At 46.3% G+C, this 23,599-nt stretch carries 22 protein-coding genes; 9 read left to right on the forward strand and 13 right to left on the reverse strand.

Annotated elements, in window-relative coordinates; translation table 11 throughout:
• Position 1 precedes the first annotated feature (1 nt).
• Genes FNE76_RS05125 through mnmA form a run of 5 tightly spaced genes read left to right on the forward strand, consistent with a single transcriptional unit; the run spans position 2 to position 5,049 of the window.
• Positions 2-430, forward strand: a complete 429-nt coding sequence (locus FNE76_RS05125) for a 4Fe-4S dicluster domain-containing protein (protein WP_120948478.1) — start codon at positions 2-4, stop codon at positions 428-430.
• The gene (locus FNE76_RS05130; RefSeq protein WP_120948479.1) at positions 420-1,643 is read left to right on the forward strand and encodes a 2-oxoacid:ferredoxin oxidoreductase subunit alpha; all 1,224 of its coding nucleotides are present in this window, start codon (positions 420-422) and stop codon (positions 1,641-1,643) included. The genes FNE76_RS05125 and FNE76_RS05130 overlap by 11 nt, the downstream gene beginning before the upstream one ends.
• 10 nt (positions 1,644-1,653) lie before the next feature.
• Positions 1,654-2,598, forward strand: coding sequence for a thiamine pyrophosphate-dependent enzyme (locus FNE76_RS05135; RefSeq protein WP_104640808.1), 945 nt, complete (start codon positions 1,654-1,656; stop codon positions 2,596-2,598).
• The gene (gene purB, locus FNE76_RS05140) at positions 2,598-3,911 is read left to right on the forward strand and encodes an adenylosuccinate lyase (protein WP_143928408.1); all 1,314 of its coding nucleotides are present in this window, start codon (positions 2,598-2,600) and stop codon (positions 3,909-3,911) included. The genes FNE76_RS05135 and purB overlap by 1 nt, the downstream gene beginning before the upstream one ends.
• A gap of 55 nt (positions 3,912-3,966) precedes the next feature.
• On the forward strand, positions 3,967-5,049 hold the full coding sequence (gene mnmA, locus FNE76_RS05145; RefSeq protein WP_120948481.1) for a tRNA 2-thiouridine(34) synthase MnmA: 1,083 nt from the start codon (positions 3,967-3,969) through the stop codon (positions 5,047-5,049).
• Here mnmA and FNE76_RS05150 read toward each other — a convergent pair.
• The 5 genes from FNE76_RS05150 to FNE76_RS05170 all read right to left on the reverse strand — a co-directional run bounded on the left by FNE76_RS05150 (position 4,999) and on the right by FNE76_RS05170 (position 10,508).
• Positions 4,999-5,364 carry a hypothetical protein gene (locus FNE76_RS05150; RefSeq protein ID WP_143928409.1) on the reverse strand — a complete coding sequence of 122 codons (366 nt, stop codon included), beginning with the start codon at positions 5,362-5,364 and terminating at the stop codon, positions 4,999-5,001. The two genes, mnmA and FNE76_RS05150, sit on opposite strands and share 51 nt — an antisense overlap.
• A gap of 122 nt (positions 5,365-5,486) precedes the next feature.
• On the reverse strand, positions 5,487-7,709 hold the full coding sequence (locus tag FNE76_RS05155) for an endonuclease MutS2 (protein ID WP_120948482.1): 2,223 nt from the start codon (positions 7,707-7,709) through the stop codon (positions 5,487-5,489).
• Complete coding sequence (locus tag FNE76_RS05160) at positions 7,709-8,053, reverse strand: hypothetical protein (RefSeq protein ID WP_120948483.1); 345 nt, start codon at positions 8,051-8,053, stop codon at positions 7,709-7,711. Before FNE76_RS05160 ends, FNE76_RS05155 begins: the two co-directional genes overlap by 1 nt.
• Entirely contained in the window at positions 8,053-9,387 is a 1,335-nt protein-coding gene (gene murC, locus FNE76_RS05165; RefSeq protein WP_120948484.1) for a UDP-N-acetylmuramate--L-alanine ligase, read from the reverse strand. Before murC ends, FNE76_RS05160 begins: the two co-directional genes overlap by 1 nt.
• Positions 9,381-10,508, reverse strand: a complete 1,128-nt coding sequence (locus FNE76_RS05170) for a succinyldiaminopimelate transaminase (RefSeq protein ID WP_120948485.1) — start codon at positions 10,506-10,508, stop codon at positions 9,381-9,383. Before FNE76_RS05170 ends, murC begins: the two co-directional genes overlap by 7 nt.
• A 176-nt stretch (positions 10,509-10,684) precedes the next feature.
• Here FNE76_RS05170 and FNE76_RS05175 point away from each other — a divergent pair, with 176 nt between their 5' ends.
• Positions 10,685-11,131 (forward strand): hypothetical protein, encoded by a 447-nt coding sequence (locus FNE76_RS05175; protein ID WP_120948610.1) that lies wholly within the window; start codon positions 10,685-10,687, stop codon positions 11,129-11,131.
• Entirely contained in the window at positions 11,118-12,386 is a 1,269-nt protein-coding gene (locus FNE76_RS05180) for a GIY-YIG nuclease family protein (protein ID WP_120948611.1), read from the forward strand. The genes FNE76_RS05175 and FNE76_RS05180 overlap by 14 nt, the downstream gene beginning before the upstream one ends.
• Here FNE76_RS05180 and FNE76_RS05185 read toward each other — a convergent pair.
• The 3 genes from FNE76_RS05185 to secA all read right to left on the reverse strand — a co-directional run bounded on the left by FNE76_RS05185 (position 12,376) and on the right by secA (position 16,526).
• Positions 12,376-12,621 (reverse strand): RNA recognition motif domain-containing protein, encoded by a 246-nt coding sequence (locus FNE76_RS05185; protein ID WP_034582558.1) that lies wholly within the window; start codon positions 12,619-12,621, stop codon positions 12,376-12,378. The two genes, FNE76_RS05180 and FNE76_RS05185, sit on opposite strands and share 11 nt — an antisense overlap.
• Positions 12,622-12,708: 87 nt before the next feature.
• Positions 12,709-13,941, reverse strand: a complete 1,233-nt coding sequence (locus FNE76_RS05190) for an ABC transporter permease (RefSeq protein ID WP_120948612.1) — start codon at positions 13,939-13,941, stop codon at positions 12,709-12,711.
• The gene (gene secA, locus FNE76_RS05195; protein WP_143928410.1) at positions 13,941-16,526 is read right to left on the reverse strand and encodes a preprotein translocase subunit SecA; all 2,586 of its coding nucleotides are present in this window, start codon (positions 16,524-16,526) and stop codon (positions 13,941-13,943) included. Before secA ends, FNE76_RS05190 begins: the two co-directional genes overlap by 1 nt.
• A gap of 96 nt (positions 16,527-16,622) precedes the next feature.
• On the opposite strand from secA, the gene lolA reads away from it, so the two are divergent.
• The gene (gene lolA / locus FNE76_RS05200; protein ID WP_120948614.1) at positions 16,623-17,147 is read left to right on the forward strand and encodes a LolA-like outer membrane lipoprotein chaperone; all 525 of its coding nucleotides are present in this window, start codon (positions 16,623-16,625) and stop codon (positions 17,145-17,147) included.
• Here lolA and FNE76_RS05205 read toward each other — a convergent pair.
• From FNE76_RS05205 to metG, 5 genes are read right to left on the reverse strand one after another with little or no spacing between them, the layout of a single operon-like run.
• Positions 17,088-18,272 (reverse strand): glycosyltransferase, encoded by a 1,185-nt coding sequence (locus FNE76_RS05205; protein WP_120948615.1) that lies wholly within the window; start codon positions 18,270-18,272, stop codon positions 17,088-17,090. The two genes, lolA and FNE76_RS05205, sit on opposite strands and share 60 nt — an antisense overlap.
• Positions 18,269-18,694, reverse strand: a complete 426-nt coding sequence (locus FNE76_RS05210; protein WP_120948616.1) for a PaaI family thioesterase — start codon at positions 18,692-18,694, stop codon at positions 18,269-18,271. The genes FNE76_RS05205 and FNE76_RS05210 overlap by 4 nt, the downstream gene beginning before the upstream one ends.
• A gap of 9 nt (positions 18,695-18,703) precedes the next feature.
• Positions 18,704-19,510, reverse strand: coding sequence for a tRNA 5-methoxyuridine(34)/uridine 5-oxyacetic acid(34) synthase CmoB (gene cmoB, locus FNE76_RS05215; RefSeq protein ID WP_120948617.1), 807 nt, complete (start codon positions 19,508-19,510; stop codon positions 18,704-18,706).
• Positions 19,500-20,459, reverse strand: a complete 960-nt coding sequence (locus FNE76_RS05220; RefSeq protein ID WP_120948618.1) for a hypothetical protein — start codon at positions 20,457-20,459, stop codon at positions 19,500-19,502. The genes cmoB and FNE76_RS05220 overlap by 11 nt, the downstream gene beginning before the upstream one ends.
• On the reverse strand, positions 20,459-22,351 hold the full coding sequence (gene metG, locus FNE76_RS05225; protein ID WP_143928411.1) for a methionine--tRNA ligase: 1,893 nt from the start codon (positions 22,349-22,351) through the stop codon (positions 20,459-20,461). The genes FNE76_RS05220 and metG overlap by 1 nt, the downstream gene beginning before the upstream one ends.
• Before the next feature lie 55 nt (positions 22,352-22,406).
• On the opposite strand from metG, the gene FNE76_RS05230 reads away from it, so the two are divergent.
• On the forward strand, positions 22,407-23,576 hold the full coding sequence (locus tag FNE76_RS05230; protein WP_104639880.1) for a class I SAM-dependent methyltransferase: 1,170 nt from the start codon (positions 22,407-22,409) through the stop codon (positions 23,574-23,576).
• Positions 23,577-23,599 lie beyond the last annotated feature (23 nt).

Below are 23,599 nucleotides of genomic sequence, written 5' to 3' on the forward strand. Positions count from 1 at the left end.
CATGAAAAATTGGCAAGATTTTGAGATTGGAGCGGTTCTCTTCCCCTTTGAAAAGCAAGGGCAAGAAGAGCTGAGCAAGCACAACAACGAGCGTAGTTATACTCAAGAGAGTTCTTTTAAAGCGAGTGTTTCGCATTGGCGTGTGGAAAAACCCGTGCATAATGAACAAGTTTGTATCAACTGTTTCAATTGTTGGGTCTATTGCCCCGATGCCTCTATTTTGTCCCGTGAGGGCAAGATGAGTGGGATTGACTATGAGCATTGCAAAGGTTGCGGGGTGTGCGTGGATGTCTGCCCCACTAACCCCAAATCTTTGTTGATGTTTGACAATTTAGAACCCGTAGAGGAAGCACTGACCAAGTGGCCCAGCAAAGCTGAGGGGATTAAAAAGAAAAGCTACCGCACTGAGGGGGGTTACAATGGCTTCTAATTACACGATGAATGAAGTGGAAGCATGGGATGGTTGTACCGCTAGTGCGCATGCGCTCAGGCAAGCCCAAGTAGATGTTGTGGCTGCCTACCCTATCACTCCCTCCACGCCCATTATCCAAAATTACGGCTCTTTTAAGGATAATGGCTACATTGATGGTGAGTTTGTGCTCGTGGAGTCCGAACATGCCGCCATGAGTGCGTGTGTGGGTGCCGCTGCTGCTGGGGGGCGGGTGAGCACCGCCACTAGCTCGCAAGGTTTTGCCCTGATGATTGAAGTGCTCTACCAAGCTTCTGGGATGCGCTTGCCTATCGTTTTAAATGTGGCTAACCGTGCGCTGGCTTCACCTTTGAACATCCATTGCGATCACTCAGATATGTATTTGGGGCGCGATAGTGGGTGGATCCATCTATGCACTTGCAATCCCCAAGAGGTCTATGACTTTACCTTGATGGCTTTTAAGCTGGCTGAGCACACGGAAGTGCGCGTGCCGGTCATGGTGCATCAAGATGGGTTTTTATCCTCCCACACCGTACAAAATGTCCGCCCCTTAAGCGATGAGGTGGCTTATGAATTTGTAGGAGATTATGTGGGCGTGCATCCCATGCTCGATTTTGATCGTCCAGTAAGCTATGGTGCACAGGCTGAGGAAGAATGGCATTTTGAGCATAAAGCCAAACTCCACCATGCCATCATGCACTCTAAAGCCGTTTTAGAGAGCGTATTTAGCGATTTTGCCAAGATCACAGGCCGGCGTTACCACATTGTGGAATCTTTCATGGCAGAGGATGCAGAGGTGTTGATCTTTGCGTTGGGTACGACCTACGAATCTGCTATTGTGGCTGCCAAGAAAGCCAGACAAAAGGGCATTAAAGCGGGCGTGGTCACCACGCATTTACTCAGACCTTTCCCCTTTGAGCAAGTCGGCGAGGTGCTCAAAAACGCCAAAGCCTTAGCCATTATGGATAAAAGTTCGCCTTCAGGTGCGATGGGCGCGATGTTTAACGAGTTGGCCGCCAGTCTGTATCAGGCAAAAGGGTGTAAGCATCCGGTGCTGAGTAATTACATCTATGGGCTAGGTGGACGCGACTTAACCCAAGCAGATTTAGATGGCATTTTTGACGAATTGGTTCAGGATGTACAAAAAGGCACGCTGACCCACCCCACCCAACAATTCATCGGACTCAATGGTCCTAAATTGTCTTTTTTTTAAGGAGTAAAATATGGTTAGAGAAGTCAAAACACTCAAGAGTTTTAGCCAATCGGCTGAGAAATTTGAAGGTTCGCACCTACTTTGCCCGGGGTGTGGGCATGGAATCATTGTTAGAGAAGTGCTAAACGCCATTGAGGGGCCCATTGTTTTAGGCAATTCTACGGGCTGTTTGGAAGTGTGTTCGGCTGTCTATCCCCACACTTCTTGGGATGTGCCTTGGATTCATGTGGGCTTTGAGAATGGCTCTACAGCCATTAGTGGGGTGGAGAGCATGTATAAAGCCCTAGCTAACAAGGGCAAATACAAGGGGCAACGCCCCAAATTTGTCGCCTTTGGGGGCGATGGTGCAAGCTATGATATTGGATTCCAATTCATTAGCGGGTGCTTGGAGCGCGGACATGACATGACCTATATTTGCTTGGACAATGAAAACTACGCCAACACTGGCGGGCAACGCAGTGGGAGCACGCCTATGGGGGCGAGCACCAGCACCACGCCAGCAGGCAAGGTTAGCTTTGGCAAAAAAGAGCGCAAAAAAGACTTGCCCCTCATCATGGCAGCCCATGGCATCCCCTACACCGCCCAGCTTGCCCCCAACAAATGGAAGGATATGCACAAAAAAATCAAAACAGCCCTAGACACAGAGGGACCTTGTTTTATCAACGCACTTAGCCCATGCCCAACTGAGTGGAAATACCATTCTAGTTTGGCGATTGAAATGACCGACTTGGCGGTAGATTGCCTGATCTTCCCCCTCTTTGAGATTTTTGATGGCAAGGAGCTCAAGATCACCTACCGCCCACGCAATGTCCTGCCCGTGCGCGATTATTTGGGTGTGCAAAAACGCTTTGCCCACTTGTTTAAGAAAGAAAACGAACATATCATTGAAGCTCTGCAAAAAGATGTGGATGCGCGTTGGGAATACCTGCAACGTCGCGAAGAAGCTAAAGTTTAATGCTCGATCGTTATGCGCGTGCGCCGATGGCGCAACTTTGGAGCGTGCAAAATAAATTCGAGGCGTATTTGCGTGTGGAAAAGGCGGTTGTGCAAGCTTGGCATGCCTTGGGGTTTGTTAGCGAAGAGGATTGTGCCAAGATTCAAAAAGCCCATTTTAGCCTAGAGCGTATTGATGCTATCGAGCAGACCACCAAACATGATGTGATTGCCTTTGTCAATGCAGTGTGTGAGAATTTGGGACCCGAGGGACGCTTTTTCCACTATGGGATCACCTCTAGCGATTGCATTGACACCGCTCTAGCTCTCTTACTCCAAGAGAGTTTGCAGATCATTATTACAGATACACAAGAACTTCTAGCCGTGCTCAAAACCCGGGCTTATGAGTTTCAAGAAACCTTGATGGTCGGCAGAAGTCATGGCATCCATGGTGAGCCAATGAGCTTTGGACTGGTGTGGGCGTTGTGGTATGAGGAGATGCAGCGCCATTTAGATGCCCTGCGTATTGCCCTAGAAGAGATCGGCGTTGGTATGGTGAGCGGGGCGATGGGAAACTTAGCCCATGTCCCTATGGAGCTAGAGGAAATCACTTGCCAAATTTTGGGGCTTAAAGTAGCCAAGATCACCAATCAGGTGATCGGTCGCGATCGCCATGCTCGTATGATCAATACCTTGGCTCTAATGGCTAGCAGTTGTGAAAAAATTGCGGTGAATATCCGCCACTACCAACGCACGGAAGTTTATGAGGCGGAGGAATATTTTAGCAAGGGTCAAAAGGGAAGCTCAGCCATGCCCCATAAACGCAACCCCGTTTTGAGCGAAAACATTACCGGACTTTGCCGTATGATTAGGGGGTATGCCGTGCCGATGATGGAGAATGTCGCCCTTTGGCATGAACGCGATATTAGCCATAGCTCGGTAGAACGCTTTATTTTTCCCGATATTTTCACCACCACTGACTTTATGTTGGATAGATTGACCACGCTATTAAAAAGTTTGGTGGTCTATCCGGAGAACATGCTGAAAAACTTGCATTTAACCGGTGGGTTGGTCTTTTCCCAACGGGTGTCGCTAGAATTGCCTAAACTGGGCTTTAGCAAACAGGAGAGTTATGCCATTGTGCAAGAGAGTGCCCAAAAGGTTTGGGCGCATTTGCAACAAGGGCAGAGTAGAGAGCCCGATTTATTTTTGACCTATCTTTTAGCTGATACGCGCTTAAAGCATGTCGATCCGGACGCCATCAAGGCGTGTTTTGATCTGCCCTACTATTTAGCCAATACCGCTAAGATTTTTACGCGAGTCTTTGGGTGTTAAGCCTTTTTTTAGCTAAAAAAATATAGTCTTGCCCATCAAACTTAAAAGAACCTAAATGAAAATCGCTGTTTTGATGAGTGGGGGGGTGGATAGCTCCTATAGTGCGTATTTGTTACAACAAGCCGGGCATGATCTCTTGGGTTTATATTTGAAATTGCATGACAAAGAGGAAAAGCACGCCATTTATATTAAAAACTGCCAAGAAGTAGCACAGTTTTTAAAAATCCCCTTTGAAGTGCTGGATTTGCAAGAAGCCTTCAAGCAACAAGTCTATCAAGTCTTTATCGATTCTTACCAACAGGGGCAAACGCCTAACCCTTGTGCGTTGTGTAACCCCCTGATGAAGTTTGGGCTGGGTCTAGAATTTGCCCTCAATCGGGGTTATGAAAAAATGGCCACCGGGCATTATGCACGCTTGCAAGAAGTACGGGGGGTGTTACGCATTCAAGAGGCGCGCGATTTAAGCAAGGATCAGAGTTATTTTCTCTATGCCCTGCCCCAAAGAGCGATTAATGCGCTTATCTTCCCCTTGGGCGATTTGCTCAAAGAGGAGATCAAGCCCAAAGCCCTAGAAGCCATGCCCTTTTTAGGGACTTTGCAAACTTACAAAGAATCCCAAGAGATTTGTTTTGTGGAGACTTCCTACATTGACACGCTTAAAAAACATCTGCAGGTTGATACCGCAGGGCTTGTGCGTAATGCCAGCGGGGAGGTTATTGGTACGCACAAGGGCTACATGCATTACACCATTGGTAAGCGTAAGGGTTTCACCATCAAGGGTGCGCATGAACCACATTTTGTTATGGGCATTGCGCCGGCGCAAAATGAAATCATTGTGGGCAAGAAAGAGGACTTAGCCATTAGCTATATCGAAGCGCAAAATAAATCCCTACCCATTGACTTCCAAGAGGGCACATATCTTGTTAAGGTGCGCTATAGGAGCACGCCCACAAAAGCACACATCAGCCTAAAAGATGGAATCATCTATGCACACTTTGAAGAGCCCGTTTATGGTGTGGCACTAGGACAAGCCCTAGTGGTTTATCAAAGAGATTGTGTGTTGGGTGGGGGGGTGATCACCAAGAGTTCAAAAACGCCAATGGAAGCTGACATGGTAAGCACCGCTCAACACGCTTGAGGCGTTGGTGAGAACGGGTAGGTGGATTTTGACATGCTTTTGGCACTTGCTCACAAAGCGATCGTACGCACCCGATCGCAAGCCCAACCCCTTATAAGCCGTCAATCTTTGAATGGCAGTATTCATGTCTCCCAAAATCAAGGCATCGACCATGGCATTGAACAGACGCCTTTCTTTTTTGCTGGCAATCATCGACTCGATACTCAAAACTGATAAATTAGAAAAACTTAACTCCAACCCTCTGCCTTCATCGTCTAATTCAACATAGGCCCTAGAATAGCCTACCAGAAGGGTCAGTAAAACTAATGCCCGCAATACCCCATCAATTATCCCTTGTGCTTTACTTGGTTGCGCATTCTAGCATAGGAAGCCTTAGGTTTGTTTGAGGGGGTATCCAAAGTGTTAGGAAAGGAGGTGGCTTTTTTATAAACTCCCCCTTAAATTTTCACCACCTGTGCGCCTGAGCCACCCAAGTTGTAGGGTGCGTCCTCAAAGGCAATCACTTTGGGGTGTTTTTTGAGCCACTCTCTTAAGGCTTGGCGTAAAATCCCCTTGCCCTTGCCATGCACAATTAAGACCTCTTCAAAGCCTGCCAAAAGCGCATTGGCTAAGAAGTCTTGGGCTTCTTGCAAGGCTTCTAGCACCTCTAGGGCGCGCACATCTAAGCGCATGGAGGCTGTCGCTGTGGGCTTACGCTCTAGCTTGACTTGGGTGGGAATCTTGGGGGGAGTGGCTAAGGTGAGTTCTTGGGCGTTGATCTTGATTTTCAAGCCATTGTCTAAAGCCACTAGACAGCTCTCTTTATTAAGGCCCATAATTGTGCCTAACTGGTTTTTGTAGCGTACATACGCGCCTTGCGTGAGGGCTGGAGGTTTAGGGGGCTTAAGGGTTTGGGTGGGCTTGGATTGTGTCAGGCTTGCCTTGATGACTTGGATTTGCTGGTGGGCGTGGCTTTTATTTTGGGTGCGTTCAAATTCCTTAAGCGTGTCTTGCAAGGCTCTTAAGGCTTGCTGGTAGCTCTTTTCCAGCGCGCTTTGTTTGGCTTGCTGGGCTTGGGCCTTAGCTTGGAGTTGTTCTAGCTCCTCTTGGATTTGTTGGCTATGGATCTTTTTAGCCTCTTCAAGCTGGGCGTATTGGACTCTTAGCTCTTGTTCTAGCGCGCTGGTGCGCTCAATCAAGGCGTTTAAATTCTCTTGTTCTGCTCCATACAACCCACGGGCTTGCTCAATAAGTTCTGGGGATAAGCCATAACGCAAGGCACTTTCAAAGGCGTAACTCTTACCAATGAGCCCGGGGCTAAAGGTGTAGGTGGGGAGCTGGGCTTGGGGGTCAAAGTGGGCGGCTAGGAGCTGGACGGCGTGGTTTTTGGCTAAGAGTAAGGCTAAGTGCTTATGGTGGGTGGTTACCACAATCTTGGCCCCCTGTGCCATTAATTTTTCTAATAACACCTTGTAAAGACAGCTAGCTTCTGAGGCATCTGTGCCTAGCTCGATTTCATCGACTCCTAGCAGGAGTTGGGGCGTGTTTAGGGCACGTTGGAAGTCTAGCATGCGCCCGGCGAAGGTAGAAATGTCATTTTGGCTATTTTGGGGGTCGTTGATAATAGCTTGGATATTTTCAATGTGGGGAATGCTAGAAGTGGGGGCGTGGATTTTAAAGGGCAAAAAATGTTTCGCTAGAAACACCGCGCTTAAAATGGATTTGAGCAACATCGTTTTACCCCCCGTATTGACTCCCGTGATGAGCAGAAGAGATCGATCAAAGCGCAAAGAAATGGGTTTAGGATTGTTGAGGTTAGGGTGGGCAAAGTGGCTTAAGGCAAAATCCCCGCGGTCATTAGGCTTGATAAAACTCAAATTTGCGCTTTTGGCAAATTGCACCCGCGCGATGATGTGATCAACATAGTCAAACTCGTGGTTGATAAAGCGCAAAAATAAAAAATGGGGGCGTAAAAGTCCGCTCCAATGTGCGCAAATGCGCGCTAGGTTTTCCTCAATCTTATTCTGCACCTCTTGGATTTTACGGCTCAAATCGCGCGCTTCTAAGGGCTCAATGTAAAAATACCCCATGTGGGATCGCAAAATCACCTGCCCTTTGATCGCCACACTAAAACCGGGCTTGACCAATAAGCTTTCTGCGCCATTGACAAAATGCACTTGGCGATCCACAAGATAGGGCTGTAAGCCCGACTTACTTAAAATTTGATTCAAGAGTTTTTTTTGCTGGGCTTGCAAGCGCGCTAGACTCTCTGACAATGCGTCTAAATCGGGGTAAAATCCGCTTTTAAGCGCGGGGGTGTCTTGCATGTGCGTGCCAAGTTCTAGCAGGGCTGGGGGGAAGTGGATATTATCTAAATAGGCATATAAATGCGGGTGTTGTTTAGGGTTGGCTAGGGCTTTGAGGTAGGCAAAATAGCGCGCGATTTGCACGAAAGCAAACAGTGTATCTAAACGCCACAACCCCCCTTTTTTGAAAGCTTTGAGCGCGTCTTTAAGACAGATGAGCGTAGGGGGAGGTGTGCAATCTAAGTGTTCCAATTCTTGCAAATGTTCCCAAATGTTAGGGGGTAGCGGATTTAAGGCAAAATCTTTAGGTCGGGCCAGAAAGGTGCTAAAGTGTTCTATAAAGCGTGTTAAATCTAATTGGGCAATCAAAGACATTAGGGTTTAGCCAGCATGCAGGTTTGTAAATCCAAGAGCATGCCCTGCTTGGGGGTGTTTTTTTTGCCCAAAAAGCTCAGCGTACCCGCCACAAAATTAAATTCTTTGTTATTGACATGGACATGGCGACAAATGAGAGTCTCGCCACGCAAAAAGGCGCGTTGCAGAGCCATTTGGTTTTGATTCTCCTGATCTTGCTTGTAGGTATAAAACATCAAAAAAGCTCCCAAAGCCCCCAAGAGGATAATAGCACTGATCTTTTGCTTCAAACCAATCAAGCCAAAATCCCTTAATAAAAGCCAAAGCAGGACTAAAACCAAAAGTAAGACAGCCCAAGCACCCACTATAATTCTCCTCTTAGCTGAGAAGTAATATCCCCTGCTCCAAAACCAATGACAAGCCCTTGATTGAGGGTGCAAATGAGGCGATCGCCCACATATAGCCCCAAGCCCTCTTGGGTGCGCCACATGCGATCAATAAAGGTGGGCTGGAGGTGCTTGAAAAGATGGGGCATATTGACCTCTTGGGGGGGCTCACCGGCACGATAGACAGGCAAAATATAAAGCTGGCTGACTAACGGGCTTGTAAAACAGCTCTGAAAGGCCGTTAAATTGTCTAATAAACGCGAGAATTTATGGGGTTGCCAAATCACGATGGCTCTATCTTGCTGGGTCAAGTTAGCATAGGTTTGCAGGGCTTGCAGGGTGGCACGAATTTCGGTGGGGTGGTGGGCGTAGTCGTCAATAAGAATAAGCGCGTCTTTTTGCAAAATATCAAAACGCTTTTTAATGCCCTTGTAATCCAGCAAATTAGCCCGCAAGGTTTCTAAGGGCAATTCACCCAAAGCAGCCAAGATCGCCAGCGCGGCGTTGCTAGCGGTGTGCTCCCCTAAGCCCCAAACTTCAAAAAAGCCGTAATCTTTAAACTTAAAACGGGTATAGGGCTCATCGTCTTTGAGAAAATAGGAGATGTCGCTGATGTCTTTGGTGGGATCAAGGTGGGTAGCCTCCAAGTCCAAACCCTTTAAAAAGGGATCGGCGGCATTGATCACGCGCTTTTGTCCTAAGCTTAAAAACTGGGTATAGGCGTTGTAAAAGGCTTCCAAATCATAGTTGTAGCCCTCTAAATGCTCCACCTCTGCATTGGTAACAAGAGAACAATAGGGGTTGGAATGTAAAAAACTCTGATCGGATTCATCGGCTTCAAAGACCAAGCTATGACTACTGCTCTCTTTGACATTGGAGCCAAAGGCCTTAGAAGTCGCCCCGATGATTGCCCCAAAATGGGGTAATAGGGCACTGAGCATCGCACTTGTGCTACTCTTGCCATGCGCCCCACACACGCTAAACACCCGTTTATCGCCCAAGATGTATTCTAGGGCTTTTTTACGCGACAAAATGATGCAATTTTTCTCCATCGCCGCCACGATCTCGACATTATCCACCTTGATAATAGCTGAGTGAATCACCACTTCTTGATCGCTAAGGGCACTGGGGTCATGGGGGATGGTGATAGGAATACCCAACTCTCTTAAATAGCGTGTGATGGAGCTTTCCACGATGTCTGAACCACTCACAATAGCCCCTTGAGCCTTGAGATATTTAGCCAGCCCTGAGATGCCAATCCCCCCAATGCCGATTAAATGGATTTTATAAGTGTGGATGGGGCGATCTAGCATGCGCAACTCTGGTAGCTTCTAAGAGCATTTTTAAGCGTGTGCAACGCCTCTTGGAGCACTTCAGGCGGATAAACTAGGGCGACTCGCACAAAGTTTTTGGTTTGCGCACTCTCTTGAGTCCCCAAGAAATCCCCGGGCAAGACCTTGACTCCTTTGCTATAAAGATAACGCGTAAAATGTTGCCCCTCTGGCACTTCTAGCCATACATAAAAACTAGACGGGAAGATGGGTACTTGCAGAATTTCTTGGGCTAGGTTGAGGTTGTGGGCATAAATTTGGCGGATTTGCTCTTGGGCGTGTGTGTCGCTCCAGCCGACCGCACTGGCATGCTGGAGGGGTAGGGGGATGGCACAACCCGTGTAACTTCTAAAGACTTGGTAAGCCTGTAGGATTTGTGCATCTCCAGCAACATAGCCACTTCTAAGTCCGGGAGCACTTAGAGCCTTAGAAATGGAGTTGATCGCCAAGATATTTTTAAATTCTGTATTGCCCACCTCTAAGCAGGCTTGCAAGATCGAGGGTGGGGGCGATGCGCTATAGATATTGCTATAGCATTCATCATTGACCAGTAAGAAATTTTGATCCAAGGCCTTTTGCACCCATTCTTTTAATTCCCCTAGACTAAGTGTGCGCCCCGTGGGGTTGTTAGGGGAATTTAAGATCACCATGTGGGGCTTGTGCTTGGGGTCCAAAGTGGGGGTAAAGTGGTTATCTTTGCTAAGTTCCATCTCAATCACCTGTGCCTTAGCCACTTGCGCGCTGGCTAAATAGACTTGGTAAAATGGGTTGCAAAAAGCAATCTTGGGGTGTTCTTTGTCATGGAGATAAAAAACAGGCAAGCTAAACAAAACCTCTTTAGAACCAAAGGTAGGGATTAGTTGATTGGCTTGCAAGCGCACACCAAAACGCCTTTGCACAAAATCTATTTGGGCTTGTTTTAAAAAAGACTCGCCCGCATTCTTGGGGTAAAAACGCAACTCCTCCGTATGGGCTTTCAAACTCTCTTGGATACTGGGCGGGGTGGGTAGTTGGGGCTCTCCAATGGAAAGGTCTAAACAATGCGGGGGAGTTAAATCTTTCAGCAAAGCGCGCAGGCGTTCAAAGGGATAGGGCACAAACATCACATTCTCCACTTCAAATACCCTATTATACCCAAAAACTAATCCCCCTCCTCTTGGATGGAGTGGTTGGTGGTGGGGGCGGGGGTGTGGTGGCTGGGGGGTTGGGGTTTTGCGCTCTTATAAAAAGGGGGGGCTTTGTAGCCACAACCGACCAATAAACATGCTAAAATCAAGCCATGAAAAGCTCTCAAGAGATCCTCACTTCTATCTTGCAAATTCCCTATCTCCAAGAACTCAAAACACGCCTTGAACTGGATAAACTCCGCTTGTTTTTGCCCTTAGAAGTGCGCACAGGGTTGCGTTGCATTCTAATCAAAAATTCTAAACTTTTGCTTGTTTTTAACCACCCCAGTGCCAGAACCTATTTTAAAAAACACCACCAAGAGTTTAGTCCAACCCTCTTGAGAGAGGTGAAAAAACTAGATATTATTCTGCCCCTGCATTTGGAGGTGCAAGACTACATGCCCGCTGTGATTGCACGCTCCTTTGAGCCTAAAAAAACCAAATTCTACTACAACGAACAAGCTAAAGGGGTTTTTATCAACCACGCTAAAGACCCTAAATTAAGGGAGATTTTTGAAAACATCCGTACCTACGTCCAAAAAGAACATGGACGCTCTTGAACTCAAACAACTCCCGACACAGAGTGGGGTCTATTTGTATTTGGATTCCCAAGCACAGGTTTTATATGTGGGCAAAGCTAAAAATCTTAAAAAGCGCATTTTGAGTTATTTTAAGATTGTGGGCGATCAGGTTTTGCCCAACCCCAAAATGGGGGCACGCATTGCCCAAATGATCGGCCAAATCCACACAATCCAATACCACATCACGATCAGTGAAGAAGAAGCCCTTTTATTAGAAAATGCCTCGATCAAAAAATACCAGCCTAAATATAATATCTTGCTCAAAGATGACAAAACGTATCCCTATGTCTGCATTAATTTGCACGCCCCCTATCCTACTCTAGTACTCAAACGCAAGATCCCGCCTGAAATGCTTTGTTTTGGTCCTTTTAGCAGTGGAGCTAAGGAGCTTTTAGAAAGCGTGTTGGAGTTTTTGCCCCTAGTGCAAAGCCCAGTTTGTTTGAGGGGCAAGCGGGCGTGCATGTTTTATGAGATGAAGCGGTGTTGTGCGCCCTGCGAGGGGAAGATTAGCCCACAAGAATACGGAGGATTGGTCAAACAAGCACTCAAACTCTTAGAAGATAAATCCCAACTCTTGCGCCTCATCCAGCAACGCATGCAAACACTGGCTCTGCAAGAAAGATTTGAGCAAGCCATTCTCTACCGAGAACGTTACCAAAAAATCCAAGCCCTTTTGGAGCGTAGCCAAATGCCCGCCGAGCAGAATGCGCTAGCCTTGCAAAGTCTTTTAGGTTTGGCTAAAGTGCCTTATCGCATTGAAATTTTTGATGTTAGTCACCATGCCAAAAGCCATTGTGTGGGGGGCATGGTGGTTTTTGATCGGGGAGAGTGGATCAAGAGTGCTTATCGGCGTTATACGCTCAAGGCCCAAGAGGAATATACCCAAATGCAAGAGATGTTAGAACGGCGTGTTAAAAACAACAAGCCAAAAATGCCAGATTTATGGCTAATAGATGGGGGAAAAGCACAAGTGCAATTAGCTAAACGGGTTTTGAGCCAAGCAGGCTGGGAGGTTGTGGCTGTGGGAATCGCTAAAGCAAAGATCAAGGGCAAGACCCAACGCTCTCAAGGCGATGTGCCCGACACCCTCTATACTTATCAAAAAACTTTGCATTTAGATTCTAAAGATGCGAATCTGCAATTTTTACAAAGACTCAGGGACGAAGCACACCGCCACGCCCTATTCTATCACCACCAAAAACAACTTAAGGTAGCTTTCAAACCTACTTCCTAGGGTTGGCTTCAGTTACCCGAATGGTCCTTCCCATAAAATCGGTATTATCAAGGCTACTAATGGCTTTCAGTGCCCCTTCATCTTCCATTTCCACAAACCCAAACCCTTTAGGTCTTTTGGTTTCGCGATCTTGGATGAGTTTAACAGAGCTTACGGCTCCAAATTGGCTAAACAAATCCTCAACCTCTTTGTTGGTTGCGCTATAAACCAAATTACCCACATAAATATTTTTCAAATCTCTCTCCACGCCAATATTAGTCTCTAGCTTACACTAAAAGACCCCCGACTTTACCTAAAAGTAACTTAAAATTGTCTAAAAAGCTCATTCATTACGCAAAACGCCCAACGCATGGACACTAGCCGCCTTGTGTGCTGGATAATAAGAGGAGAGGGCTACGATAACCACCGCCCCGATCAACGTGCCCAAAAAATCGCCCATGGACAAATCTAAGGGCAATTTATCCATGCCATAGACATCAGCAGGCAGGGAAATAATGGGGAAACTAGAGAGGATGCCCATGAGCAAAAAGGCGAGCAAAACGCCTAAGATAATCCCCCCGCCTCCAATTACACTCCCCAAATAAAAGAAAGTTTTTTTAATTTCTGTTGTAGTGGTCCCCAATGAGAGCAACAGCGCGATCTCTTTGCGGCGGTGCATCACCACCATAAGCGATGAACTGACAATATTTAAAGAGGCCATTAAGATAATCAACATCAGCACGATGAACAGAGCGCGCTTTTCTAACGCCATGGCTGAAAAAAAGTTGCCATTTTGTTGCCACCAGCCTTCAATATCGACCCCATGATTGGGGATAGACCTCAAAGCTTCCTTGATGCGTGGCATATCCTGCATGGCATCTTTGGAATAGATATGTACGCCATCATAAATACCCGGTGGCAGTCCTCTAATCGCGCGCAAAGCCCCAATACTGGTGTAAAGATAGCTACTATCATAGGCTCTCAAACCCGAAGAAAACAACCCCACCACATCAAAACGCTTCATGGTTGGTGAGAGTACAAAGCCGGTGGGTTCTAGTTTGGTGAAAAACAATTCTAATTTTTTGGCATGCCCTAGCAACAAATTATCCACCAAGCCCTTTCCCACGACCACATAAAAGGGATTTTGTTCCAACTCCTTTAAATCCACATCCCCCAAACCTTCTTTTAGAATGCTATTAATAGGGACTTCCTTATCCAACTCTACCCCAAAGAGCATCCCCCCGCTCACCATGCCATTGTAGCGCGCCACCACTTGGGCTTGCAGATAGGGGCTAAAACGCAAATGGGGGAATTTTTGCTCTAGGGTCTGGATTGTGTGTTTTTCAATACCATAGTAGCTCGTAGAATAGAGGGTGAGGGGGTAATTCATCACAAAGAGCTTTTTTTCAAACTCGGCATTCATGCCATTCATGATTGCCATCGCCACAATCAACACCATCACGCCCACCCCCACACCCAAAAAGGCCAAAATGGCTGTGATGCTGATAAAGGGCTGGTTTTTATCAAAACGCAGATAACGGCGCACCAAAAACACCACTAAAGACACAGAGGGCATTAGTCAGGCTTGTTGCTTTTAGCAAAGATTCCTTTTTTAGGCCCGCTTTTGGCATGGCAGTGCTTGTATTTTTTCCCACTCCCGCAATAACAAGGGGCATTTCTTGGCACACTCCTAGGCTTTTCTTGTTCAAACTCCCAGTTGCTCAAACCCAACTCGATATCTTGGTCGTTAAAATTCATCTCCTCTTGACTCCCCTCTAGGTCGTCTAAAAACCGCTGGGTTTCCTCCGTATTGGGACTCAATTCTAGTTTGTGGAAAGTCTTGATCGCCTCCAGTTTGATCGAATCAATGAGTTCTAAGAAGAGGTTATAACTCTCTTTTTTATACTCCACCAAGGGGTCTTTTTGGTTATACCCCCTAAGCCCGATACCGGTTTTGAGATTATCCATTGTATAAAGGTGCTCACGCCATGCGTTATCCAAGATTTGCAAATACACCACGCGCTCAATCTTGTCGCGATCTACAATGCCCTGCATTTTTTGTTGGTATTGTGCGATCAGTGTCTCCAAAACAAAGGCTTCCACCCCACTAAGGCTATAATCCTCCAAGCCCTCAAAACTCACCTGTGCGTTGAACTCCTCTTTGAGCGCGTGGGTGATGTTTTCCAAGTCTTCCTTTTGGAAGTCTTGGTCTTTAAAACTTTGGTGCGCCTCTAAAATTTTCATCACGGCATATTGGCGATTCTCCTCAATGCGTGCACTGATGTCATAGCTCTCATCTAAAAGCTCGTTGCGGAACTTATAAACGCTCTTACGTTGCTCATTTGCCACATCGTCATATTCTAACAAGTGTTTGCGACTCTCAAAATGCAGGGCTTCCACTTTCTTTTGGGCATTCTCCACTGAACGGGTAACTAGCTTGGATTCGATGTACTCCCCATCCTTTAAGCCCAATTTCTCCATCACCCCCTTAATACGATCACTCCCAAAAATACGCAACAAACCATCTTCAAGACTCAAATAAAATTGGCTCACCCCCGGATCCCCCTGCCGTCCGCTACGCCCCCTAAGCTGATTATCAATACGCCGACTCTCATGGCGTTCTGTGCCGATGATATACAAACCGCCTAAATCTTTAATCTCTTGGCTGAGTTTAATATCCACGCCCCTACCTGCCATGTTGGTCGCAATCGTAACCGCCCCCTTCAACCCCGCATCTTTAATGATCTCAGCCTCTTTAGTGTGCTGTTTGGCATTTAAGACCGTATGGGGGATGCGCTCTTTTTGCAACAAGGCATGCAACAACTCACTCTTTTGGATACTAGCTGTGCCCACCAACACGGGTTGCCCCTTAGCATAAAGCTCTTTGATTTTCTCTAAAACCGCATCAAATTTTTCCTTCTCGCTCTTGTAGATGAGATCGTTTAGGTCTTTGCGCTGGATGGGGATATTAGTGGGGATGGAGATCACTTCTAGGTTATAAATCTCTAAAAACTCGGTCGCCTCCGTTTGGGCAGTGCCCGTCATCCCCGCCAATTTATCATAAAGTCTGAAGTAATTTTGAAAAGTGATGTCCGCTAGAGTCTGGCTCTCCTCTTTGATCCCCACTTTTTCCTTAGCCTCTAGGGCTTGGTGTAACCCTTCGCTAAAACGCCGTCCTTCGCTCAAACGCCCCGTAAATTCATCCACAATCACCACCTCCCCATTGGCGACCACATAATCTTTATCTTTAGCAAATAAATAATGCGCTTTGAGAGCTTGATCCAAGTGGTGGGAGAGAATGGCGTTCTCTAAGCTATAAAGATTATCCACCCCAAAGAGTTTTTCAGCCTTTTTAATACCTTCTTCGGTGATGAGAATCACGCGGTTCTTTTCATCAATGGTAAAATCGTTCTGCACCTCCAAGTTTTTGGCCACCATGTCCGCGCGCTCGTAATTCTCCATGCGTTTATTAACAGGACCAGAAATGATTAAGGGCGTGCGGGCCTCATCAATTAAAATCGAATCCACCTCATCGATAATCGCAAAGGCATGTTCTTTTTGCGCCTTCTGTTCTAGGGAATATTTCATGTTATCGCGCAAATAATCAAACCCAAATTCATTATTTGTGCCATAAACAACATTATTAGCATAAACTTCTAAGCGATCGGTGTCATACAGCCCAGCGGTTACTACCCCCACGCTATAACCCAAGAAGTTATACAAGGGCTGCATTTGATCCGCGTCCCTTTGGGCTAAGTAATCATTCACGGTTACCACATGCACGCTCCGCCCGCCCAATGCATTCAAAGCCACCGCCAAAGTCGCCACCAAAGTTTTACCCTCCCCCGTTTTCATCTCGGCAATCTTGCCCTCATGCAAGACCATGCCCCCAATGAGTTGCACATCAAAATGGCGCATGCCCAAAATACGCTTAGAAGCCTCCCTAGTGATGGCAAAACTAGGGGCTAACACCTCATCTAGGTTTTTTTCACCATTTTGCACCTGTGTGCGTAATTCCTCAAAACGCGCCCTAAGTTGCGCATCATCTAACCCCTTATATTCCTTTTCTAACGCATTGATAATCCCCACGCGTTTTTGGTAGCGTTTGATCTCGCGTTGGTTTCTGGTGCCAATAATCTTACCTATCACGGCCTTAATCATGTTCATCCCCTAAGAGCAAAAGGAAGCGAAGTCTTTTGTATTGCATAAGTGCGGATTCTAACAAAATTTTGTAAAATTCTAAATAAAAGGGCAAGTATGCGTTGGTTGTTGGTGTGGTGTTTTGGGGTCGCTCTTATGGGGGCACAAGCCTTGCAATTTGAGAGTTTCAGCGCGCATTTTAAACAGGTGGTGCTAGATAGCCAAGTGCCCGCCCCGCTCAATCCTAGCTATGAGGGGCAGATTTTTGCCAAAACTCCCTATTTTGCCAAGTGGGTCTATGACAAGCCCAGTCCTAAAGAGGTGTATATGCAGGGCAAGCAGGTGGTGATCTATGAGCCTAGACTCTTGCAAGCCACCATCACCAAGTTAAGCAAAGCCCTAGACTTCTTTGCGATTCTCAAAAAAGCCAAACTACAAAAAGACGGGCGTTACAAAGCCAAAGTGGAGGGAACCACCTATTATCTCACCCTCAAAGATGGTTTGCCCGTCCAAATTGACTTTAAAGACAATCTTAATCACCAAGTGCGCATTAACTTTACTCAGGTGCGCGCCAATATCCCCTTAAACAGCACGTTGTTTGAGTTCATCCCCCCTAAGGGCATTGATATTATTCGGCAATGAGTAGAGGTATTTAAAATCCTCAATCACTTCTTGATACATACCTAGGGCTTTTTGGATGGATTGATCCAAAGTGTAGTTTTGGGCACTTAGCGCATAGCGTTTTTCAGCTTCCATGCGCTCTGCTGGGTTCTCGATCCAATAATCAATTTTAGTTGCCAAGTCTTGGGCGTTATTGGATTTAAACAACGAGCGATCATCTAGGGCAAACTGGTTGGTTGCGCTGATCTTGCTATCTGAAATAATGGGTACGATCCCACAGCTCATCGCCTCTAAACACGCAATCGCCTCGCCCTCCACATCGGCTGCATGGACATACAAATCACAACCATACAGCAAATCTTTTAAGCCCGCAGGCTCAATAAAGCCAAAATCAACGGGGTGGGCTAGACCCTGTGCATGTTTTTGCAACTTGGCTAAATTAGGTCCAATGCCCTTTAAATGCAACTTGATTTGGTTAGCATGGCGGCTTAGGCGCACCGCATCGATCAACACACTTTGGTTTTTCTCGGGGGAATAACGCCCCACCATGATAATGTGATAGAGATCATCGCATTTAATGGGGTTTGCTCTGGGGCTAAAGAGGGGATCAAATCCATTGGAGATCACATATTTTTTACCACCATAGCCATGCCTCTCCAACTCAGCCTTGATCAAGGGTGAAGGGCAATGGATATGCTGGATGTGTTTGTAATAGCGCGCCTTGAAATACCAAAAGATTGCGCGGTTTAACCATTTGAGTTTTTCTAAACCAATGTTGTAAGTGATGTGCTCGGGTTGGAGGTGGAACGCCCCCACATAGGGGATTTGCATCTCTTGGGCGACCTGAATTGCCACGCGTTCCAGCTTGAAGGGCAAAAAGACATGCACAATGTCCATACCCTCAAAAGCTGCCTTTAAGATTTGGCGATCGGGCTTACCAAAGATCATGTGTTGTTTGTGCGCAATAGAGGTTACTAGCGGGATATGTCTCTCAGGGACAGCGTAAAAACCCTCCCCGCTCACAAAGGGAGCCACCACATGGACATGGTGTCCGCGCGCCTTAAGAGCCTTGTAAAAGCGGTAGGCGGTCATGGAAGTCCCATTGCTCTTGTCCTCAAAACTATCCACCACTAATGCGATCTTCATTGTTCATCCTTGAAGTTGAATTTAAACGGGCGTTTTTCAAAGATCAAAATCTCAAAGTCCCCCTCAAAAACTTTAATCTCCATAAATTCGCCCTCCACCTTGACCGATGATTTTTTGGTGCTAACATGGGTTGTGGTGGCGTTAAAATAAACCTCTTGATTGACTTCAATGGGGGCTAACAGACTGATTTTCATGGAAGAAATCAGGCTATTTTTTTTATTCAAAGCACATAGGGCGGCAAAACTAGCCGCACTCACCACAAAACCAGCATGCACCACATCTTCTTCACAGAGCATGAACTCTTTGGGGGTAAAACACACGGTGGCTTTATTGGCACTAAAAGACACCAATTCCGCACACAAGCTTTGATCGAGCCTAGTACAAACCAACAAACCCTCCTCAATCATTTGTGAATCGGCCATAAAACTCCTTTACTTATGCAAGATAAAATACCCCCGACAAGGCGCAACATAGCCCTCAATGCTCCGACTAGGATCGCTAGGGTCTAAAAAATCCCCCAAACTCAAACCCGTAATCCAAGGCGTTTGGCGTTGCTCTTGGGTGGTGGTGGTTTTGGTGGCTAATAATTGCAGATCAGCAAATCCGGCTCGCTCTACCCAATTTTGCAAGGCTCTCATGCTGGGGATAAAATAAACATTGGTCATCTTAGCATAACTCTTGGGACAGAGCGCGACCTCTAGGGGGCTGTCATAAAGCAGGGTATCTAAGATCAACACCCCCCCTTTTTTTAAGCCCATGTGCAAGGCTTTGAGCGCGCTTAGGGGGTCTTTGCGGTGATAAAGCACGCCCAAACAAAAGATCACATCAAAACGCATGGTATAGGTGCGCAAATCCTCAATGCCTAAATTTTCATAGACAATCGGGCGTTGCAGTAGGGCATTGATATAATCAAATTGTGCCCTATAAAGCGTACTAGGATCAAAGCCTACTAGGCTTTTGGGTTTTTGTTTGTCCATGCAAAAGAGATAATAGCCATTATTGCACCCCACATCAGCGACATCTAAACCACTTAAAGACACGCTATCTTTGATCAAATCCCACTTCATAAAACTTTGCCATTCACTCTCAATACAAAAACCTTGCGTGCCTTGTTGCACATAAAAGGGACCCTTGCGCCATGGACGTAACGCCCACGCTTGGGCGTGCAGGCGATCCAAACTTAGGGAGCGATCCGCTTGGATGTACAACCCCTCTAAAATTTTGTATTCACAGCCCATCAAACAAGCCTTTTGGTGATTTTTTGGGCTTTAAAATCTGCTGGATGGCAAAATCTCCTCCAATAAAACCCAGTGTGTAGGGGGTTATTTGCAAAATTTGGCGTAAATGGGCGAGATCGCCATAAAGCACATGGGGGGCTGACAGGGGCTTGGGGGTGAAAATTTGGATTTGTTGCCATGGGGTGATTTTGTGGGCATAGCGCGCCATTTTAACAATTTGCTCGCTTTGTTTTTCTAGGATTAAAATTTGTAGGCTTTGCCCAAAAGCGCAGGGCTCTAATTGGGGATTTGTGTAATGGGGTTGCATAAAATTTAAAACCCCTAGGCGATCCAAATGGACTTGAATACTTGCAAGCGTGCAAATGTGTAGGGCTTTAGCCAGCTGGGGCACATAAAAGCTAGAGAGTTTGAGATCGTAGCGTTGGCGTTGGTAGCAAATGGACATAGAAAAGAGCTCAGGAAGCAAGACTTCAAAGGGCATGGGTTCTAGGGGGATGTCTTTAGGCTTGAATAAATGAGATTGCAGGGTGTCTTGCAAGATCACACAGGGGGCAGATAGATTAAAGTCCAGTAAATCCAGCTTTGAGCCCTCAAAGAATAACAGCTCCTCGGGGGCGATTTTCTGCAAAATAGCGAACTCCACCGCACAAACCCCAAAGATTGCTGGGGCTTCTAAAAGCTTGTAATACAGCAATTTCTCAACTGCCATGTCTAAATTAGGGACATAAATCCACGCCACCTCAGTATCGCTGATGGGCACTTCTTGATCGTATAGGATTCCATAAGCCCCTAGACTTAAGGCTAGATCAATCCCGCCAATATCTAGGGCGACAAACAAACTCCCCTGCCTAACTTGGCTAGCCTTATGCGTGGTGTGTGTGAATTTATGGACATAGGGACGGCTTTTCAAGACTCCACGTGTGATCGCCACCACTTCATGGACATCCACTAACTAATGGTGCTCCCATTAGGCATGGGCTCTAGGGGGGCGATGAGTTTGAGCATGCCAGCATCACTAGCACTTAAAATCATCCCCTCACTGAGCATACCCATCATTTTTCTGGGTTCTAAGTTCAGCAAAGCGCAAACTTGCTTGCCAATTAGATCATGAGGTTGGTAATGCTGGGCAATGCCTGATAAAATCACGCGCACACGATCCCCAAAATCCACTTCTAATTGCAACAGCTTATCACTCTTGGGCACGCTCTTAGCTTGGATAATTGTGCCGACCTTGATTTCAAGTTTAGAAAAATCCCCAATTTTTAAGAGTTTGGGTGGGGTTGGCTGTGTAGCCACCGCCGGGGTGGTTGGGGGCTCTTTGGAGAGTTCTAATTTGGGGAAAAGTGGGGGGTTTTTAACAAGTGTTAGCGGGGAGAGGACATAATCTTTTTGCATGCACGCTTTGAAATTTGGCGAATCTAGACTAAGCCCTAGGAGGGTGGCTAGCTTTTGGGCACTGGTAGGCATGATAGGATAGAGATAAAAGGCACTCTTAGCTAAGAGGGTGGCGATCAAGACCAGGAGGGACATGGTTTTTTCTTTGTCTGTTTTAATGAGATTCCATGGCTCCTCCTTAGCGATCAAAACATTGGCACCCTCAAAGACCTTCCACAAGTCCTCTAGATATTTGTGGGGTTGCATCTCTAGCATGCTGGCATCTAAGGACTCTAAAAGGGCTTGCATGTGCGCATAAGATGTGCCATAATGCTCTAAGACTTGCGTGCTTTTGAGTTGCCCTTGAAAATATTGGATTGCCATGCCACTTAGACGTTGGATGAGATTACCCAAAGTGTTACTCAGATCGGCGTTAGAACGTCTGATGAGAGCTAGGCTAGAAAAATCCCCATCCTGACCCAAGGGGACTTCGCGTAACAAAAAGTAGCGTAGATTCTCCTCCCCGTATTTTTGTGCCTCTTGTTTGGCGCACAGCACATTGCCAATACTCTTGCTCATCTTGACTCCCTCAATGGTCCACCACCCATGCACGCATAAATGTTCAAATAAGGGGAGTTCTAAGCTCATCAAAAAGGCAGGCCAATAGATCGCATGGAAGCGCAAAATATCCTTACCCACGACATGGATGGCGTGATCAAAATACGCCATTTTGTTCGTATCTAGACTTGCATACCCTAGTGCACTCACATAGTTAAGCAGGGCATCTAGCCACACATACACGACATGTTTAGGGTCATGCAAGCTGGCGGGTAATTTGATCCCCCACTCAAAGCTGGTGCGTGTGATGGAGAGATCGTGCAAGCCTTGTTCAATGAAACGCACCACCTCATTGCGCCTAAAGAGGGGTAAAATCGCCTTGGGGTGTTGCTTGTAAAAATCCAATAAGCGTTCTTGGTAATGACTCAGTCTAAAAAAATAACTCTCTTCTTCCAGGATGATCGTTTCTTTGCCACAATCCGGGCAGAGCGCGTGGCTGGCTACAAAACTCTCACAACTCACGCAATAAGAACCCTGATACTTGTCCTTGTAAATATCTCCTTGAGCGTGCATGATCTCAAAGGCTTTTTGCACGGCTTGTTGGTGGGCTTGATCGGTAGTGCGGATAAAATGGTTATAATCAATGTTAAAATAGTCCCACTGATCCTTAAAGGCTTGGCTGATTTGAGAGGCATATTCTAGGGGGCTTTGGTGGTGTTTAGCCGCACTTAAAGCGATCTTTTGCCCATGCTCATCGGTGCCTGTGAGTAAAAAAACATCTTTGCCCCGCAAGGCGTGGTATTTTTTGAGCATATCTGCTATAAAAGTGGTGTAAGCATGCCCTAAATGGGGGACATCATTGACATAATAAATAGGTGTAGAGACTAACATTTTTTTTGGGTTGTTCATCGCACTGCCTTTAAAGCCTAAATTGATATAATAACATAAAAGCGATAGGATGGCTATGTTATCTAAGATATTTTTAAAGTCCATGTTTAAAAAGTGGAAAAATGGGGATTATCGGGTGATTTTTTGGGACAAAGAGGTGTATCAAAACGGGACTAAGACCCCCAAATTCACCATCAAGATCAACCGTCCCCTCAAACTCAGCGACATTAAAAAAGACATGTCTTTGACCATCGCTGAGGCGTATATGGATAAGATTATTGACATTGAGGGTTCGATGGATGAGGTCGCGCGTGTGCTTTACTTGCAAACCAACTACGAACACCTACACAAACATGACAATGCCATGCCCATCCAGCAAAGCACCAAAGAGAGTGCCAACATCGAAAGCCATTACGATTTGGGCAATGATTTTTATTCCATTTGGCTGGATGAAACCTTGAGCTACTCTTGTGCCTATTTCAAAACAGAAGAGGATACTTTGCACCAAGCCCAGCTCCAAAAGCTCGATCATACACTCAAAAAATTAGACCTCAAGCAGGGCGAAAAACTCTTAGATATTGGCTGTGGTTGGGGTTATCTCTCCATCAGAGCCGCTCAAGAGTACCATGTGGATGTGCTGGGCATCACCATTTCCCAAGAGCAGTTTAAAGCCGCTAGCAAGCGGGTTAAGGATATGGGGCTAGAGGATCGGGTTACCATCAAGCTATTAAACTACCAAGATTTGGATGGCATGCATTACCGCTTTGATAAAGTGGTGAGTGTGGGGATGTTTGAACATGTGGGTAAAGCCAACCTCCCCTTTTACTTCAAAAAAGTCAAGGAAGTGTTAAAAGTGGGCGGGATGTTCTTACTGCACTCGATTTTGTGCTGTTTTGAGGGTACAACCAACGCTTGGATTGATAAATATATCTTCCCAGGCGGTTATTTGCCCTCTTTGCGTGAGGTGATCTCCATTATGAGCGAAAGTGATTTCCACTTGGTGCTAGCTGAAAGCTTGCGTTTGCACTATGCCAAAACCCTAGACATTTGGCATCAAAACTTTTTAGACAACCAAGACAAAATCGCCCAAATGTATGATCAACGCTTTATCCGCATGTGGTCGCTCTATTTGAATAGTTGTGCCTCAGCCTTCCGTGTGGGGAGCGTGGATCTCTACCAGCTATTGCTCACCCACAGCGTGGATAATACCATCCCCCTCACGCACGAATATATTTACAAGAGTTAGGATCGTTTAAATTGCAAGGGGTT

The sequence above is a fragment of the Helicobacter mehlei genome (genome assembly GCF_007280785.1).
In the GTDB taxonomy this organism is placed as follows: domain Bacteria; phylum Campylobacterota; class Campylobacteria; order Campylobacterales; family Helicobacteraceae; genus Helicobacter; species Helicobacter mehlei.